Genomic DNA, 18,538 nt, shown 5'->3' with positions numbered 1-18,538 from the left:
TCTGTTGAAGGTTGTGACTTTTTTTATGGACCAAAGCGGGGAGGACTAGAAGCCTACAGTTTTATACAAAAAAGTCCTCCAATCTATCTGTGATCGAAGGACTTCTATTTTAAGTCGGCATTGGGTTAATTTCCAATGACCATTTGCTTACGAAATTGCTTCCCCTTGTCATCTTCCATTAGAATAAAGTAAGTGCCACTTGGTAGTTCATTCACATCCATTGAATAATTCACTTTCATTTGTTGATCCGCCACCCTATGAACTTTTACTAGACGGCCTGTCATATCAAACACCTTAATGTCTATTAGTTCAACAGCCTCATCAAAAGTTGTGGTTACCTGCGTTGTTGCCGGATTCGGATATAATTTAATCTCAAAAGAACTTCTACTTGTAGGGGTATTACTTTCCGCATTATCTCCAATCCGCGCAGTTAAATTAGTTGAAAAACCAGATACTGCTATATTATCGATATAGTAATTTTCAGGGGAACCACTTACTTTTGACTCTACAATAATCTGAATGGTATTGCCTGAAAGATTGTCTGCCGTGAAGGTTTGTGGGTCTATATCGTCTGAAACTGAACCAAACAGTACTGGTGTACCACCGTCCAAAACGTAATAGGCCCGAAGGTAATCCGCCCGCTCTTTCTTCTGGTCGGAATCGTCAACGTCCATGGAAATTGAAACCGTACCACTTATTGAAATCACCTCGGAAGTCCAAGTACCCGGGCCAGAACTCGAACCATTAATACGAAACCTGCCATCTAAGACTTCGAACACCCCACTATCTCGTATGGAATTCCAAGCCGTGGAACCATTGTCTACCGTTATACCGTTTACGAGATCCTCGAAATCTTCCAACCATATCGTTCCACCTGAAGGAATGGTGCTATAGGTGGCAGTAATCTCAGCATTAGCAGAGGGCATTGTCAAAGTGGTAGTTGCACTGTTGATATCAGAAACAGCCCCAACGTCCCCGGTCCATGCTTCGAACTGTTGGCCCGAAGGAGCCGTGTCCGCCACTATATTGACCACCTCGCCTGCTTCATAGTTACCATCACCACTTCCATTGTTGACGTTAAGCATATAAGAAATACTAGCTGCAGATGCTTTTCTTACCGCAATATTATCGATATAATAATTTTCTGGGTTGCCACTGACCTCAGATTCTATGATAATCTGTAGGGTACTGCCGGCTAGATTGTCCGCAGTGAAGGTCTGTGGGTCTATGTCGTCTGAAACAAAGCCAAACTCCACTGGGGTTCCACCGTCCAATATGTAGAGGGCCCTGACGTAATCCGCCCGCTCCTTCTTCTGATCGGAATCGTCAACATCCAATGAGACCGACACAGTACCGCTTATCGAAATCACCTCAGAGGTCCATGTACCTGGGCCTGAGCCTGCATTATTGATCCGAAACCTGCCATCCCAAGCCTCAAATACCCCTCCATCACGTACCGCGCTCCAGGCCGTGGAACCATTGTCCACAGTTGTGCCACGGGCTAGGTCATTGAAATCCTCAATCCATAGTGGCGCCCCTACTACCATTACTTGCGCATCACAGCTGGCTGTATTACCATTTTCATGAGTCACTGTTAAGGTAACCGTATTGGGACCAATATTCCCATAGGTAAAACTGGAAGGGCTTACAGATACACTTTCAATACCGCAATAAGTAGTGGAGCCATTGTCAATATCGGCAGCGGTTATCGTGGCAACCCCTTCATCATTAAGAACTACGGTAATGTCTCGGCAAAGAGCAATTGGAAGTTCCGTTTCTGCACTTCCACCATCATTGATGGTCCATCCATAGGTATCCATGATACTTTGGCGGGCTTCTATTGCTTCACAGTACTGGTTTTGGGGAGCATCCAATTGAACACCATTTTGTAAAGAAGGTAATTGGCTCCAGCCTATTATAATTTGGTCATAATTGTTATCCTGGAGACCAGACCTAAAAAACATGTTGATCATCTGAGTTACGCTTTCAACATTCCAACTTCCTAAATTTTGGTTAAAGGAGGTTGCATTACCAAACATAAGAGGCATTCTGCTACAATTTCGTACATTCCAGTTACCAATATTTTGATTAAATGAGGTTGCGTAAAAAAACATAAGAGACATATCCGTAACCTTAGTGACATCCCAACTGCTTAAATCTTGATCAAATGCAAATGCATCTTCGAACATACTGCCCATATTGGTTACGTTAGATACGTTCCAATTCCCAATTGGCTGATTAAATGAGCTTGCTTCACCAAACATTGCAACCATGCTGTTGCAATTCCCTACATTCCAATCACTAATATTTAGATTAAAATGGTGATTTCTAAAAAACATGCTCGTCATATTGGTAACGCTGCTTACATCCCAATTACCAATGGGTTGGTTGAAAGAACTATTCGCAAATGCTCCGTCCATTCTTGTCACATTTTCAACATTCCAACTATTGAAAGAAGGGTTTCCGATCAAAGTAAAACATCCATTAAACATCGATCCTAGGTGGGATGTTTGGGAAAGATCTGGAACATCAACAGCCAAAACATCCAATTTTATGCAATTTATAAAAGCCTGTTCCATTGATTTCCATTCAAGGTCTCCCCATTGATTTACCTCAATTATTTTTTCTTTATCCGTAGAAGTTTGAAAATAAATTCTAGGAAAATGTCCTGTGATTGAAACCGTATAGATACCAGGTATGGTATAAGTATGAGTAATATTACCGGTGACATTAGTGTCTGAAGTGCCATCACCCCAATCCACCGTATAATTATAGGTCTCCGCCGCAAAAGTCGGTATAGTTATTTGGTTGTCATCGGACAATCCAACATTGTCCGTTTTCCATGTGGTGACAAAGGGTCTTTGACAATCAGTTGCTTTGCCAGCATCATTGATGGCCCAGCCATAGGTGTCAATAATACTTTGGCGGGCCTCCTCGGCCAAGCAATATTGTTTGCTTGGAGCATCTAGTTCCACATTCCGCTGTATATTTGGGAGCGTTGACCAACCCAGCAAAGTCTTGTCATAATTTTCATTGGCAAACGAGGAGTTCTCCAACATCCTTGTCATTTTTGTGACCTTACCTACATCCCAATCGGCCAGACTCTGATTGAACTCAAGTGTAAAAACAAACATAAACTCCATGTTTTCTACGTTTGAAACATCCCATGAACTGATGTTTTGATTGAATTTTCTAGAGTTACCAAACATAAAACTCATATCTTTCACCTTGGAAACGTCCCAACCTGAAATATCTTGATTAAAAACACCGTTCTGGAACATTGCTCTCATAGACTCAACCTTTGATGTATTCCAATTACTAATATCTTGGTCGAAAGCCATGTTGCCGCTGAACATAAAGGCCATATTTGTCACGTTTGAAACATTCCACCCACCTATATCTTGGTTAAAAGCAGATGATTCAAACATTTGAAACATACTAGTAACCCCACTAACATCCCAATTAGAGAGATCAAAATTGAAATTAGAAGTGCCGCTAAGAAAACCATCCATATCAGTAACATTACCAATATTCCAACGACTTATGTCTTGATTGAACTTTGATGCCCCTGAAAACATGTTAATTACAGTTCTAGCGCTGCTCAAATCCCAATCGGATACATTAGCATTAAATTCAGAACATTCAGAAAATGTTTGAGTGAAATCTTCTATAGTGCCGACATCCCAGATATTAAAGGTATCATTACCCACTAATGAACTACAGTTCGCAAATGTTGAAAATAGTGATGTAACATTTGAAAGGTCTGGAGCATCAATGGCAAACACGTCCAAGTTTGAACAACCAGCAAATGCGGCTAACATGGTTTGCCATTGAATATCACCCCATTGATTTATTTCAATGAGTTTGGCAGCATCACTATTTGCCTCATTCCCAGGATAGCTATTAAATAAAATGCCAGGAAAAGTACCGGAAATGGAAACGGTGTATATGTCAGGAGCATCATAAGTATGGGCTATATCTCCCGTGACGTTGGTATCTACATCACCATCTCCCCAATCAATACTATAATTATACACAAAACCAGGTCTTGCAGGTATAGATATCGAATTGTCATCAGAAATACCTAGGTTGTCCGTTTTCCACGTGGTGATAAAGGGTCGTGGAGTACCACCTGTTTGCGCAGCTATTGTATTAGCTGCTAGTAGAACAAAGAATAAAGAGAGTAAAGTAATTTTTTTCAATGATAAATTATTTTAAGAGTTAGTGATTAGGCACATACGGATATAAGCAAAAAACCTGCAATCCAAGTTGGTTTTGGATAACTAGATCTTTGGAATTAGCAAAAATTATTGAAACTCCTTTGCCTGATTTTTTTGGTGAGAAAGAATTGTAAAATTTCGTTTGTATAGACCTAAAAAGGTCAATGAAAAAAGAAACGATCTGGGACGTTTTCATATTAGTTTACTGGTCGCTTATTTGTAATTGATGACCTAGCTTAGCAATCAAGTTTAAGGTAGTTAAGATTGGGATTCTTGCGATGAAAATAAACAATGCATCACAACAACTAACCTATCCATTTTTAAATTGGGTGAAGTGCTAATTAATTTCGTTCAACTACGAGGATGACCAAATTGAGTGGAAAATTTGAAAATCACCTACATAAAATGTAGTAGGGTCTTACAACTCAGAGATCAAGAGATCAAACCCTTTCCGCTATATTGGAAAAGCCAAGTAAATGCTCGTTTTTTTATTGCCAAAAACGTAATAGAAACTACTCCCTTTGGTTTGGTGTTAGTGTTATGGAATAGGATCTAGTCATGGGCTTAATCAAATAAGGGTCCTGGACCATTCTACCCCATGAATTCTCACCCCCCACTCCCATCTGAAGCAAATCAATATTCCACTGAACGCTGTTGCCCAATTTGATCTCGGCCCCATGTTTTTTGGTCACGGGTACCAAACCCGAAGCTGATTCAGCACCGTCTTCATCAGAATTAAAATCCAATTCCTGCATCCCAAAAGGCCACGTACTTGCATTAAGCAAGGTATCTCCCGTTACCCTTATAGAAAGTTTTTCTGAGGAAACGGTCATCCAACGAACATCCGTTTTATTTCCGGTTTCCTGCGGTCGTGGGTAGCGGTGAAACTGATCCACAATCTTACCAAAATAAACTCCCGTTTTAACTCCCGTTTTTCTATCCCAATAACTCTCCTCAGGGCCGTTTCCGTACCAGGAAATTTCATCAAAACTTTGAGGCAGAGTAAGATACATCCCTAATCTTGGAATATTGGGAAGTTCACCTTTCTTCGGCTCAAACTGATAATTGATTTTCAAAAACCCATTCCGTTCCAACATGTATACCATTTCCACCTTGGCTTCGTCATTAGGTAACGTATAACCTACTTTGAATCCAACACCGCCACTTTTTCCAACCTTTGGTTGACTAATCAGTATTGGGATACTGTTATATGTGGCATCTTGCCATATTTTGGCCCACTTGTCCATCCCGTTGCCCAAATCGTTATCCGTAGGTGGACGCCAAAAGTTGGGTTTTATGGGTTTTTCTGTTATGGTTTGACCTTGATATTTCCAAGACAACAGTTCTCCCGATTTAGCATCAATACTGAGCTTCGCCATATCATTTTCTATGCTGAAAACCCCATCTGCCAAATCAACGCTAAATGCATCTCCTATGGGTTGTTCTTCTATTTTGAAACTTCCCTTTTGCAGTATAAATTGATTCCAGGCAATTTCGTGTCCACTGGGTATCATTGCCGTCCCTACTTTTTGGAACATCCCTATTTCCAAAATATATTCCTTATCTGCATCAAAGTTTTGCGGAATTAGCCCAAGGCTGATTCTTTCAGACTGCCGTGGCTTCACTTCCAAAGAAATCTCCTCTTGCACCTCTGCAACTTCACCATTCACCAACAGCTTGGCCTTAAACTGCATCTGGGAAAAATCCGTAAAGAAATTTTTGTTTGCCACTTCAACCATCCCGTTCCCTAAATATTTGAAAGCTGCCGGTTGGTATACCTTTTTAACCTCTGTAAGATGCGGGTGCGGATTTCTATAGGGATCCACCAATCCATTATTTAAAAAATTACCATCTGTGGGCAAGTCTGCATGGTAATCATGCCCATAAGCCAAATATGGATTTCCTTCCTCATCCTTGTATTCCAGACTTTGATCTACCCAATCCCAAATATACCCGCCTTGTAGGTTGGGATATTTTTCAATGATGTCCCAATAATCCTGCAGGTTACCAACGGAATTTCCCATGGCGTGGGCATATTCGATCATGATGGAAGGTTTGTCCGAATTGGATTCACCGTGTTCTATCAGATATTCAGGTTTGGGGTACATGGGGCAATATAGATCCGTGTAATCTTCTTTTCCTGCAGGTTCATATTGCACAATTCTATTGTCATCCTCTTCCTTGAACCATTGGTAGGTGGTTCTGAAAATTTCTCCCTCCCCTGCTTCGTTCCCTAAAGACCAGGAGTATATGGAGGGATGGTTTCTATCCCGATAGTACATGCGCTGGGTTCGGGACATATGTGCGGGAAGCCATTCCATTTCGTTCCCGATTTGGGTTTTTTCATCAATGGCTAAAGGATGGCTCTCGATATTGGCTTCGTCCACCACATACAGGCCGTATTGGTCACAGAGATCAAGCCAATAGGGGTCATTGGGGTAATGTGAGCTTCTAACCGCATTGATGTTGTTCTGTTTCATCAGCTTTATGTCCAGTTCCATGGACTCCCTTGAAACCACATGCCCTGTAAACGGGTCCGTTTCATGGCGATCTACCCCTTTGATATAAATGGGTTTGCCATTGATCAATACCTGACTGTTTTTAATTTCCACCCGTTTAAATCCAACATGATTCTTTATGTATTGGTTGTTTTCTGGCTTGATGGAATCTTCCAATGCTATTTTTAAGGTATAGAGATAAGGCGTTTCAGCTGACCATTGCTTGACATTTTTAAGCAGGTCTTTGACCTGGATCCATGCAACATCCTTGGGAGCTAGGTTTATTTTAGAGGTTTTTGAGAAAATCAAATTTTCATTGCCCAGAAGTTCCACCGTGATCTTACCTAAAACTTGTTCATTTGATTCGTTATCCAAATAAACGATCTCCTCATAAATTCCGTCCGAATACTGATCATCTAAATTGGTATAGGAATAATGGTCGGAGATATACACTTTAGGCCGAGTGTAGAGGTAAACCCCGCGTTCAATACCACTCATCCTAAGCATATCCTGGCTCTCCAGATAGCTGGCATCACTCCAACGAAACATTTGCAGCGCAATCAGATTTTTACCTGCGGTTAAATATTGGGAGATATTAAATTCTGCTGGAGTTTTACTTCCCTCGGAGTATCCCACGTAATTTCCATTGATATATACATACATGGCGGATTTTGCCCCTTCAAAATGAAGGATTACTTCTTCCTTTAAGAAATCTTCTGTCAACTCAATTTCTTTGCGGTAGGTTCCCACGGGGTTGTAATCCGTTGGCACATTGGGCCAATGCGTATCAAACGGATATCTCTCATCCAAATAAATGGGGAAATCATACCCTTGTACCTCCCAATTGGCTGGAACAGGGATGGTACCCCAATCGCTATCGTCGTACTCCCTATTTTGAAATGTTGTAGGACGTTCTTTTGGGTCTTTAACGAAATGGAACTTCCATTCCCCATTCAAGCTTAAGAACCTTCTGGAATGCTCTTTTGAATCGACATCAAAAGATTCCATGGCAAAGAAAGTAGCTCTTGGCGACAATTTGTTTTCTTCAAATATCAGATGGTTGAAATGATACAACTGCTCTGGAACTTCTGGAAGTTGCGGTCCTGTGCATCCATGCAGGCAAACCAAGGCTATAAAACCGGTATAAATTCGTTTCATTTTGTTTGTCAATTAAGTTGCATGAAATCCTCAGTCAGAATTTTGTCCAGATACAGCACCAATTCTTCTGCATTTTCCATGGAAAAAACCATTGGAGGTTTAATTTTTAGGACGTTGTTGTCCGGGCCGTCCGTGCTCATGAGTATGCCATGATCTTTCATTCTATTGGCCAGGTAATCTGCTTTATCACCCAAGGGATTCAAAGCTTCATTAACAAGCTCAAACCCAAGGAAAAGCCCTTGTCCCCTAACATCACCGATAATTGGAAATTCTTGGGCCAATTTTTGCAGTTTTTGTTTAAGGAATTCCCCAACCTCTAAGGCATTTTCCTGAAGCTTTTCGCGCTTTACCGTTCGCAACACCTCAGTTCCAATGGCGCAGGAAACAGGATTGCCACCAAAGGTGTTGAAGTATTCCATCCCATTAGCAAATTTTTCAGCCACTTCTTGCGTACAAGCTACAGCAGCCAAGGGATGCCCGTTGCCCAAAGGTTTTCCAATGGTAACAATGTCCGGCACCACATTATGCAATTGAAAACCCCAAAAGGTCTTTCCAACGCGTCCACAACCTACCTGCACTTCATCAGCAATACACAAGCCACCTGCTTTTCGAACATGTTCATATGCTCTCTCCAAAAATCCCTCCGGAAGCTCTATTTGACCTCCGCAGCTGATAATGGACTCCAAAATCAATGCCCCAACTCCTCTTCCTTTGGAGGCTATCCGTTCAATGAGGGGAAGTATCTCATCCGCATATTTTTCACCTGAATCCTTGCCTCTATATTTTCCCCGAAATGCATCAGGCAATGGGAAGATATGGGTATGTTCAGGGGCACCTGAACCGCCTTTTCCATCAAATTTATACGAACTAATATCCACACACATATTGGAATTGCCATGATACCCCACTTCTGAAGCTAATATATCTCTTTCGCCGGTAGCTGCTTTTACCATTCGGATAGCCAATTCGTTGGCCTCACTGCCAGAATTCACAAAATGCATTACAGAAAGTTCTGGGGGCAAGGTTTTGAGCAACTCCTCCGCCAAGGTGTTGATATTTTCATGTAAATAGCGGGAATTGGTATTGAGCAAAGCCATTTGCTTTTGCCCAGTTTTGACTACGTCATAGTTTTCATGCCCAACATGAGCAACATTATTTACAGTATCCAGATATTTTTTTCCGTTTTGGTCCATTAAATATTGTCCCGCGCCACGAACCATGTTAATGGGAATCTTGTATTGTAGGCTTAAGCTTTTCCCCAAATGTATTTTTCTGTATTCAATCAAAGAATTGTTGGTCTGTTCTTGAGCAGGTTTTAGCTTATCAATTTTGAACAACAGATTGGGATCCGGGCAAAGTCCTTTCCAAGTTTCCAGCTGATTGTAATACGCTACTCCAGGGAAGTCATTTTCATATCCCAATAAGGACAGCATCAACTGAAAGTGAAGATGCGGAGCCCAATTCCCATTTTCTGGGTAATTGCCCAAAAAACCAATACAGTCTCCTTTTTTTAGCGTGTCCCCTACCTTGTTTTTTGTGGCGCTTGCCACGGTCATATGCCCGTATAGGGTATAGAACTCTAGGCTGTTTACTTGATGTTTTAAAATAACCAACCCTCCATATTCCTTATCACCGGCGTCATTCACAGCTGTAACTACCTCCCCATCAAATAGGGCATGGACAGGAGTGTTGGCAGGTAACCAAAAATCCACCCCTAAATGCACTGTTCTGCTTTCGCGACCACTATTTCCCATTTTGTCATAGGAAGAAGTTCCATACAAAGCCCGTGGCTCTAAATACCCTCCGGCAATTATCTTTTTGGGGTGCTCTTTTTGAAGCTGTTCCAATCTAAACTGAAGAAAATCTAAATCATTGAATTCTTGTTGATGTCCTACCCATTCGCTGGAAACACTTAAATCGATAGGGAAAACATCATCCGCATCAACCGTCGGAAACAACTCCTCCAAAGAAAAGGTATGCTCCTTAACCCATTGCTCAAACGTATCTTCCTTGGGATGGGATGTAAACCCACATGCTTTTCTAAATGAGAAACAAGCGAAATCCGGATGAATGGAATACCATTTTTTGAGTACTTCCCAGGCCGGTTTTTCACTCACCAGCAAATACGTATTATCCGGTTCCTTGATTTTGTTGAGCGCAGATTTGGTCACTGAAATTACCAAGCGCATAGCAATGGCATGGTACAAATGTTCCAATTCCGCCTCCAAAAGGGGAAAAGATTTATGGTAACCTGCCACCATTGGCAATGCGGCCTCGAGAGGGTCATTATGATGCATGACGGCATAGGCACTAGCCACGGCCAAATCATTGATGGTTTGGGTGTACATTGCATCACCATAATCAATAAACGCCCTTACCTGTGGCTCCACCAATTCCTCAGTTACTATAATGTTATTGTCATTGGCGTCGTTGTGCACAACAGACTTTCGCAGTTTTGAATAGGAATCCTGGTTGTTTTCGAAGGCCTCAATAAAGTGCGAAAGAATCTTCCTCTCGTCATCTTCAAACAGATTCAAGTGGGCTTTAGTCCATAAGGCTTGGGCTACGTCCCATTCAAATTCCCTTTGCGCCATGGGATGATCAAATCCCTGCAGGGAGTGCGCCAATCGACCACATTGCTCTCCCAAACTAAATCGGAGGCTATCGAGTTGTGGATTTACACCGCTCCATAACCGGCCAGGAATCCATGTCAGCAGTCTAATCCTACGCTGATTGCCGAAATCATCCTTATACTCTGAAATTTCATTTCCGTCTACATCTTTGATGACCAAGGGTGAAATAAGATCACTTTCTTGCGCTGCAACGTATTGAAGCAATTTTTGTTGGTACTCCAAATACCCAATATCTTCGCCAACTCTAGAAACTTTGAGGATATAGCCATCGCCACCTGGCACCTTGATTCTAAAGTTGAAATCAATTTCTCCGGGTAATTGAAAAATTTCCCCTTGAACATTAAACAGGCTTTGGGCCAACCTTCCCGCCTCTTCCGTTGATATCTTCAACTTCGCGTATTCCATGTATTATTCGTGGTTTGTCAGTAGTAAAATGATGTGGGCTGCACTCCAACTAAAATTTTTGGCGTACAGTCCTTTTCCCGTTAAGGGATGATAATTCTCATAAATGGGTGCACCCTTTTCCATAAGTCCCTCGGCACCCTGCAAAAGTTTTTCGGTAACCTCATCGGCCTCCTCGGTAAACCCATAGTTCCTTAACCCCTTAATTCCAAAATAGGCTTGATCCAACCAATTTGGACCTCTCCAATACCCGTTTAGGGGGTTGAACAAGGGATGGTCGGCTGCCATGGTCTGAAATGGAACTTTCACATAAAACTTTTCTGGATCCAACATCTGGTTCTTTACAGTTTCTGCTTGCTGGCCTGTGGCCACTTTTGCCCAAAGGGGAATCCATCCTTCGCTTCCAGCTCCCTTTACAAATTGGTCTCCATTTAAATTGGTATCGTAGAACCAGCCATCATCCTCATCATAAAATTGTGTTTGAATGCGTTGTTTCAAATTCTCAGCTTCCATCTTCCATTGTTGGGCTTCATCCATCAAATTTAGCACCTCTGCCAAGCTTCCCAAATATAATTTTTCGGCATATAAGTAAGCATTGAGATCAACACTTTCTTGATCTAAGGAATATGCCTCTTCAGAGTTTTTCAAAATCTTGGAATTATCAAAGCGAATGGCATTGTCCATCCCACTTTCCCATTTAGCTGCAATGAGCGTCCCATCAGTGGAACCGTACTCACATAGACCATCTTGATCATGATCCCGATCCACATACCACCACTCATGGTATTTTTTCAGTTTCGGATACATTTCCTTCACAAAACTGGTGTCCGTATCCATTTGCATAATCTTGGCCACGGCCCATGCCGCCAAGGGAGGTTTGGTGTCCCGAAAGTTGTGGGGTTCTATCGAAGTGTCACGGTATACACAATCCACAATAAAGCCATTATCCAATTGAAAATCGAACATGGCCCTCATTTGGTCTTTGGCCAATTCTGGTGCATATAGGGACAATCCTGCCGCATGTTTCCATGAATCCCAGGACCAAAAACCGTGGAACCACTCATAGTGGTAGCTTGGAAACAATCCTTGGTGCTGCAATTCCCCTGCTGCAATTCTCCAATTGTTCTGTAAGGTCAAGTGGGCTTTTGCAAGAAGCTCGGCATATACACTATCTTTAAATTTGGCAGCAGTTTTAGAATGAATGGCGGCCAACTCCTGGTCTTTTTCCATTTGGCGAGTCTGTAGTAGGGAATCAAAGTCTACTTTATGAATTGCATCCTGTTCTATGTTCCATACATATTCCGGAAAAATAAAGGATTGTGAAACCAAAAAGGTTCTTGATGTATTGGGCAGTATGGTTACAGCAGATTTTCTGGCTTTGTACGAGAGGCTATCTTCCAATAGAATACCATCTACCCCATTCAAAAATTGTAGATATCCTACGGCATCACTTTTTTCTGAATCAAACTGAATTGTATTGTTTCTATTGGATAGTTGCATATCCAATTTAAAGACCACCCCTGAATATTCCAGGTTTAGGGTAATGGCCTGATCTGTCCGATTGGCAATGGAGTTGCGTTGTAAGGCCGTATGCCCAGACATAAAAACCAGTTCCTGTTTTACCTCCAAGCTTGAATTTTCGAAAATTTGCTCCAAATGGCTGGAAAAACTACGTTGGGAAATCAGGGACGATTTCCAATCCATTGCAACTTGATCGTTATCGTCCCAAATAAGTTTTAGTTGAACGAGGTTTGGGCTTAACCAAACCCCATTTTCTTGGGTCATTAAGAAAGGGCCACTAAAACTTCCTCCCTTCCCATTCTTGGGCAGACCATATCCAAACCAAGCCCCTTGGTCCGAAAAAACAAGCATCTCCCTATCCCTTGGGTGTTTAGGTGCTCCGGTATAATTCAAGGTGTTGGCATAACTGGAAACATGAGGCATCTGATTTGTGGAACTGTTGATCGGCTCCCCTTGTTTACAGCCATAAAGCAGGGCAATCAATACAAAAAATAAAAAGATGAATTTGTCCATAAGCTTGCTGCCATAAGTTTGTTTTCCTATGGTCTTTAATTAAAGGATTTATACCTCTTTCAAGCTACACGAACGACATGGTAAATCACAACAAAAGGAAAAGAATGTTGCTATTGTGGACGGATGCAATGTACAAAAAAAACCATTTTAACATCTGTTGGGAGGTAAAATTTTCGTTAATTCATAATTTTAATACTAGCTTGTTTCATCTTGGGCATCCATTGTAAGATAATACCCCAGAGCGATTTGGAATAGCTGGACAATTTATGCCAAACCGGTATAGAAACTAGTTTTATTAGGTCTTTTAGCACAACCATCTTGGACTCTAATTCAATTATACAGGAAATACGGAACCAAAACCAATTTGTCTACAAAAAGTTCTTTGAAGACACCTATGCGGAACTGGTCCACTACGCCAATAGCTATCTTTTTGATCAAGGTTGGAGTGAAGATATTGTGCAAGAAGTTTTCATCCACCTATGGGAAAAGTCTTATTCCCTCGAAATCAAAAGTTCTTTAAAAGGGTATCTGTATGCCATGGTGAGGAACCGCTGCCTCAACTTTTTGAAAACCATAAAAATCACAGACGATGCAAACGTTTTGGACATGCAATCCATGCTTAGTGCCGATTATAATTTGGACGTATTTTCCGATGAGGACCTCAAAATTATCCACATCCAATTGCTGAAGGTTGTTGAAGGCCTTCCTACCAAGATGCAGCAAATTGTGAAGATGCGATTTATAGAGAATTACAAGTATGTGGATATTGCGGAGGAATTGGGTGTTTCAGTGAACACGGTTAAGACCCAACTCAAAAGAGCCAAGGTAAAAATCACACAGCAGATGGCCATTGTTATTGCACTTTTGACACTTCACTAAGGCCTTCATTCTTACGATTTTTGCTAATTTTTAGCTCTTTTTTTTTTAAAATTTTTGTCATTTTTTTGTCACCCATTTTACGATTTTGATTGTCTACAAAATAGAAAGTCAAAACAAAAATGGAATTTAAGTTAATTCTAAAGAAACTAAATAATACTCTTAGCCTAGAGGAAGAGCAGATTTTTAATGATTGGATTTCTGAATCCGAAACCCATAAATCTTACTTTGAAAAAGTTCGCGAAAGCTATTCAAAATCACGGAATATTGTTGATATTCAAAAAGGGTGGGAACAGATTAATTCCAAAATCCGTCCCCGCAAAAGTTTCTCCACGGTTTGGAAATATGCAGCGGTGGCTGCACTATTAGTATTACTAAGTCTCCCTTTTTTGCTCACAAACCAAGACCCAATAACAGAACCTACGACCAATATCGTCAATGAGGTAATTGAAATAGGTACGGATAAGGCCACACTTACCTTGGAAGATGGCACCAAAGTACCGCTGGAAAAAGGCAAAGCGTTCAGCACCCAGGCCCTTACCAGCAATGGTCAGGAGCTCGTTTACACCAATAAAGCTGAGACTTCATCCAAAACAGTGCTATATAACACTTTGACCATACCAAGAGGTGGGCAGTTCTACATTACCCTATCCGACAATACCAAAGTTTGGCTTAATTCAGATTCGGAATTGCGATATCCTGTCAATTTTTCCACAGATCAGCCAAGAAAGGTGGAATTGGTGTACGGTGAGGCCTATTTTGAGGTTTCTCCTAGTGCACATCACAACGGAACCCATTTTCTGGTGGCCACTCAGGAACAAGAAGTGGATGTATTGGGTACAGAATTCAATATAAAGGCTTTTAAAGAAGATTCTTTTATCGAAACCACCTTGGTCAATGGTAAAGTTGCTATTAGAAACGGTGAAAACATCAGCAATCTAACTCCAGGTTACCAATCCCGACTGGAGAAAGGCACAAATGAAATCAGCATATCACACGCCGATATCTACAATACCATTTCATGGAAAAATGGCCTTTTCAGCTTTAAGAACATGGCTTTGAAAGACATCATGACAGTGTTATCAAGATGGTATGATGTAGATGTGGACATAATTAACCAGGAGGTTGAGAACGTCACTTTTAATGGTGTTTTTAACCGAAATCAAGATTTAGAAAATATTCTTTCAATTATAGAAAATACGAACGAAGCAAAATTTACAACTAAAGGAAAAACTATTATGGTAGAATAAAAAAAGGGATGGAGCTTAGACCTGGACAATTTAAACTTCCATCCCTGTGTGTCGATCAATTAATTAAATATTAACTAACTAACGAATTCAAATTTATGAAAACAAAATTTGTTGGTCTACCTATTTTTTATAGGAAGACCCTTTTACTCGTAATTATGAGGACCTTTATTTTTCTATTTTGTATGGCAACCTTTGGTTTTACAACCAAAATAGGCTTCTCACAAAATAAAAAGATAGTTGTCAACACAAGCCAAGAGCTCACTGTAGAGCAGGTTTTTGACCTCATTAGACAGCAAACAGACTACTCTTTTATTTATCGATCGGATTTGTTTGCAAATGCTCCCAAGGTTATGGTCAAGAAAGGGGAAACCCGTATTAATGACCTTCTTAAAAAAACCTTGTCTTTTGCAGATTTTGAGTATGAACTGTCTCCCGAAGGATCTATCCTTCTCATTAAATCAGAAAAACCGGCGACTCGGAAAAAGAAAAAATACCAACAGGAGATTACCGGGACAGTAACGGATAAAAACGGAACTCCCTTGCCTGGAGCCTCCGTACTTATAAAGGAAAATACCACCGTGGGTACCCAAACCGATTTTGATGGGAATTACTCCATCATGGTGCCCGGTTTTGAGTCCACTTTAGTATTTAGATACTTGGGCTTTGTGACTCAAGAGGTAGTTGTGGGTAATCAGACCACCATAAATGTTACTTTGGAAGAAGATGCCCAAGGTTTGGAAGAGGTTATTTTGGTAGGTTTCGGTACACAAAGAAAAGCCGAAGTTACCGCAGCCATTTCTTCTGTTGACATTGAGGAAATCCAAAAAATCCCAACGGCGGATGTTGCAACCTCGCTGCAAGGTCAGGTAGCTGGTTTAAATGTGGCTATTGCAACCGGTGCTCCCGGAAGCGAGCCTATCATCCGAATTAGGGGATTGGGAACCATTGGTAACAATAATCCATTGGTGGTAATCGACGGTATTCCAGGAGACCTTTCGTATATCAACCCATCAGACATTGAGGACATCAGTATACTTAGAGATGCCTCTGCTGCTACCATCTATGGTTCCAGGGCCTCCAATGGTGTGGTCATTGTAACCACCAAAAGAGGTAGAACGGGTGACCCAAAAGTCACTATTGGGTCTTATGCCAGCACCCAATGGTTCAGCAATGGCGTGGATGTGGCCAACAGGTCGCAGCACGATCAGATAAAGTTGGAAGCCTTCAACAATGCTGGAGAAACCCCTGCGCCTTACCTGACCAGTGGAGCCCAGTATGCTGATTCAGATTGGGTTGGTGCATATATCGATAATGCTTTTGAACAAAAACACGATATCGGAATTACTGGTGGTACGGAAAACATGAAATACAGTTTTTCAGCAGGGTATTTTGAAAATACGGGAACCGTAGTAAACACCGATTTCAATAGACTAAGCACCCGATTGAATTTGGATTTCACTTTGTTGGAAGGTCGTCTTAATATTGCACCAGGAGTAAGTTATACCCGAGAAAATACCGGTGGGATTTTTGAGCCAACTTCCGAAGGAAATGCCAGTTTCTCACCTTTCTTGCAGATATATCAAACTTTGCCCCACAAGTCCATTTTTGATACCAATACATTGAACGGTTTTGCTGTACCTCCATCTGAGCTGGGATCAGGAAACCCAGTTGGGGAAACAGAATTGAATGATAGAAATGACGAAGATGACTATCTGCAGTTTAATGTAGCTGCCACACTCAAACTTTTCGACGGACTGGAATATCGCTTCCAGTATGGTGCCAATATTGAAAACACACATTTTGCCAACTTTTTGCCCACCTATAATTTTGGGCCTCAAGCCGTAAATGATAATCCTTCCCTGTCCGAAAATCGCACAAGAACCAATGAATGGACCTTGAACAACACTCTAAACTATCGGAAATCATTTGAGAAACATGACGTTGAAGTGTTACTTGGTATTTCAAGGGAGAAAAGCGAATTTAGATCATCTGGGGGATCCAACAACGAACTAGCTTCTGATCAGTTAAGAGGCTTAAGTGCAGGTATAGGCGATGAATCTTCTTTTGGATTCAACTCTACTAGCACCTTGCAATCTTATTTTGGGCGATTGAGCTATGACTTTGACAATAAATACTATGTTCAAGGAAGTGTTCGACGAGATGGTTCTTCGCGCTTCGCTTCCACCAACAAATACGGAAATTTTTATTCGTTATCCCTTGGTTGGGCGGTTCACAATGAGGAATTCTTTGATTCTGAACTGATCAGCCAACTAAAACCTAGATTTAGCTACGGAACCTTAGGAAACCAGCTTATCGGAGATCATTTGTTTCTAGCTCGAATTGGTTCAGGAGGACAACAACTGAATTATCCTTTCGGAGCTGGGCAAAGTCAGCCCGTAGTTGTTGGAGCCATAGCAACATCGTTTCCTACTCCTGATATCCAATGGGAAGAGACTACTACCACCAACATTGGTGTAGATTTCGGTCTTTTGCAAAATCGAGTTAAATTCTCATTTGATTACTTTACCTCTGAAACCACAGACATGTTGGTGAATGTTCCTATTCCTGCAACTTCAGGGATTACCTCTTTCCCACTGACCAATGGCGGTAATTTGGAGAACAAAGGTTGGGAATTTTCAGCTTCTTACAACAACGGATCGGATAGCGATTTTAGCTATAACATAAGCGCCAATATCAGTGGTTCTTCCAACGAGGTTACTAAATTGGGTATTGCAGATGAAGCATTTACAGATGGATTTATCGAGTTCAACAATTTCCCAACCACCCGTACAGAGGTGGGTGGAGAAATTGGAAGATTTTACCTGTTTGAGGCGGATGGAATTTTCCAGACACAAGCGGAAGTTGATGCCCACGGGGTACAGCCTAATGCCGCTCCTGGTGATCTTCGCTTTGTGGATACCAACGGAGATGGGGTACTTGATGACGATGACAAACAATTCATGGGCAGTGGACTTCCTGATTTCGAGTACGGTATCAACTTTAGCGCCAATTACAAGAATTTCGACATCAGCTTATTCTTCCAAGGCACCCACGGAAACAACATTTACAATGGGGTTAGGATGTGGTTGTATAGAACGGATAGACAAAATATGTCTGCCGACCTGTTGAATGCCTGGTCTCCCTCAAATACCGGAAGCAATATTCCAAGGAACATCTTTGGGGATCCCAACAACAACATTCGACCCTCTAGCTATTTCTTGGAAGATGGATCGTACTTCAGGCTAAGAAATCTACAGGTGGGATATACCTTCCCGCAAAAGGCAATGGGCAACCTTCCTATTGACAATCTTCGATTGTATGTTACCGCGACCAATTTGTTTACCATTACAGATTATTCCGGTTTTGATCCTGCCCTAGGAAATGGAGGAACCTTTAACAGAGGTGTTGATAGAGGCTTCTATCCTTTGTCCAAGTCACTTATCCTAGGATTGAATCTTACACTTTAA

Annotated in this window: 7 protein-coding genes; 3 read left to right on the top strand and 4 right to left on the bottom strand. The window is 41.4% G+C overall.

The features are described from left to right. Nucleotides 1-125: 125 nt before the first annotated feature. The 4 genes from FGG15_RS15910 to FGG15_RS15895 all read right to left on the bottom strand — a co-directional run bounded on the left by FGG15_RS15910 (nucleotide 126) and on the right by FGG15_RS15895 (nucleotide 12,945). Nucleotides 126-4,202, bottom strand: a complete 4,077-nt coding sequence (locus FGG15_RS15910; RefSeq protein WP_138838014.1) for a BspA family leucine-rich repeat surface protein — start codon at nucleotides 4,200-4,202, stop codon at nucleotides 126-128. A 530-nt stretch (nucleotides 4,203-4,732) separates the two neighbouring features. Then, nucleotides 4,733-7,876: a glycoside hydrolase family 2 TIM barrel-domain containing protein gene (locus FGG15_RS15905; protein ID WP_138838012.1), complete on the bottom strand. Its 3,144-nt coding sequence runs from the start codon at nucleotides 7,874-7,876 to the stop codon at nucleotides 4,733-4,735. An 8-nt stretch (nucleotides 7,877-7,884) separates the two neighbouring features. Then, entirely contained in the window at nucleotides 7,885-10,914 is a 3,030-nt protein-coding gene (locus tag FGG15_RS15900) for an aminotransferase class III-fold pyridoxal phosphate-dependent enzyme (RefSeq protein ID WP_138838010.1), read from the bottom strand. A 3-nt stretch (nucleotides 10,915-10,917) separates the two neighbouring features. Further along, the gene (locus tag FGG15_RS15895) at nucleotides 10,918-12,945 is read right to left on the bottom strand and encodes an MGH1-like glycoside hydrolase domain-containing protein (protein WP_138838008.1); all 2,028 of its coding nucleotides are present in this window, start codon (nucleotides 12,943-12,945) and stop codon (nucleotides 10,918-10,920) included. Between the two features lie 318 nt (nucleotides 12,946-13,263). Here FGG15_RS15895 and FGG15_RS15890 point away from each other — a divergent pair, with 318 nt between their 5' ends. From FGG15_RS15890 to FGG15_RS15880, 3 genes are all read left to right on the top strand, one after another. After that, nucleotides 13,264-13,824 (top strand): RNA polymerase sigma-70 factor, encoded by a 561-nt coding sequence (locus FGG15_RS15890; protein ID WP_161991983.1) that lies wholly within the window; start codon nucleotides 13,264-13,266, stop codon nucleotides 13,822-13,824. 119 nt (nucleotides 13,825-13,943) lie between these two features. Continuing rightward, nucleotides 13,944-15,071 (top strand): FecR family protein, encoded by a 1,128-nt coding sequence (locus FGG15_RS15885; RefSeq protein ID WP_138838003.1) that lies wholly within the window; start codon nucleotides 13,944-13,946, stop codon nucleotides 15,069-15,071. Between the two features lie 155 nt (nucleotides 15,072-15,226). Then, nucleotides 15,227-18,538, top strand: coding sequence for a SusC/RagA family TonB-linked outer membrane protein (locus tag FGG15_RS15880; protein ID WP_161991982.1), 3,312 nt, complete (start codon nucleotides 15,227-15,229; stop codon nucleotides 18,536-18,538).

It is taken from the genome of Flagellimonas algicola, from assembly GCF_005937185.1.
GTDB classification, from domain to species: Bacteria; Bacteroidota; Bacteroidia; order Flavobacteriales; family Flavobacteriaceae; genus Flagellimonas; species Flagellimonas algicola.
The sequence above is the reverse complement of the archived record's forward strand: the minus strand, read 5'-3'. Positions and strand labels throughout refer to the sequence as shown.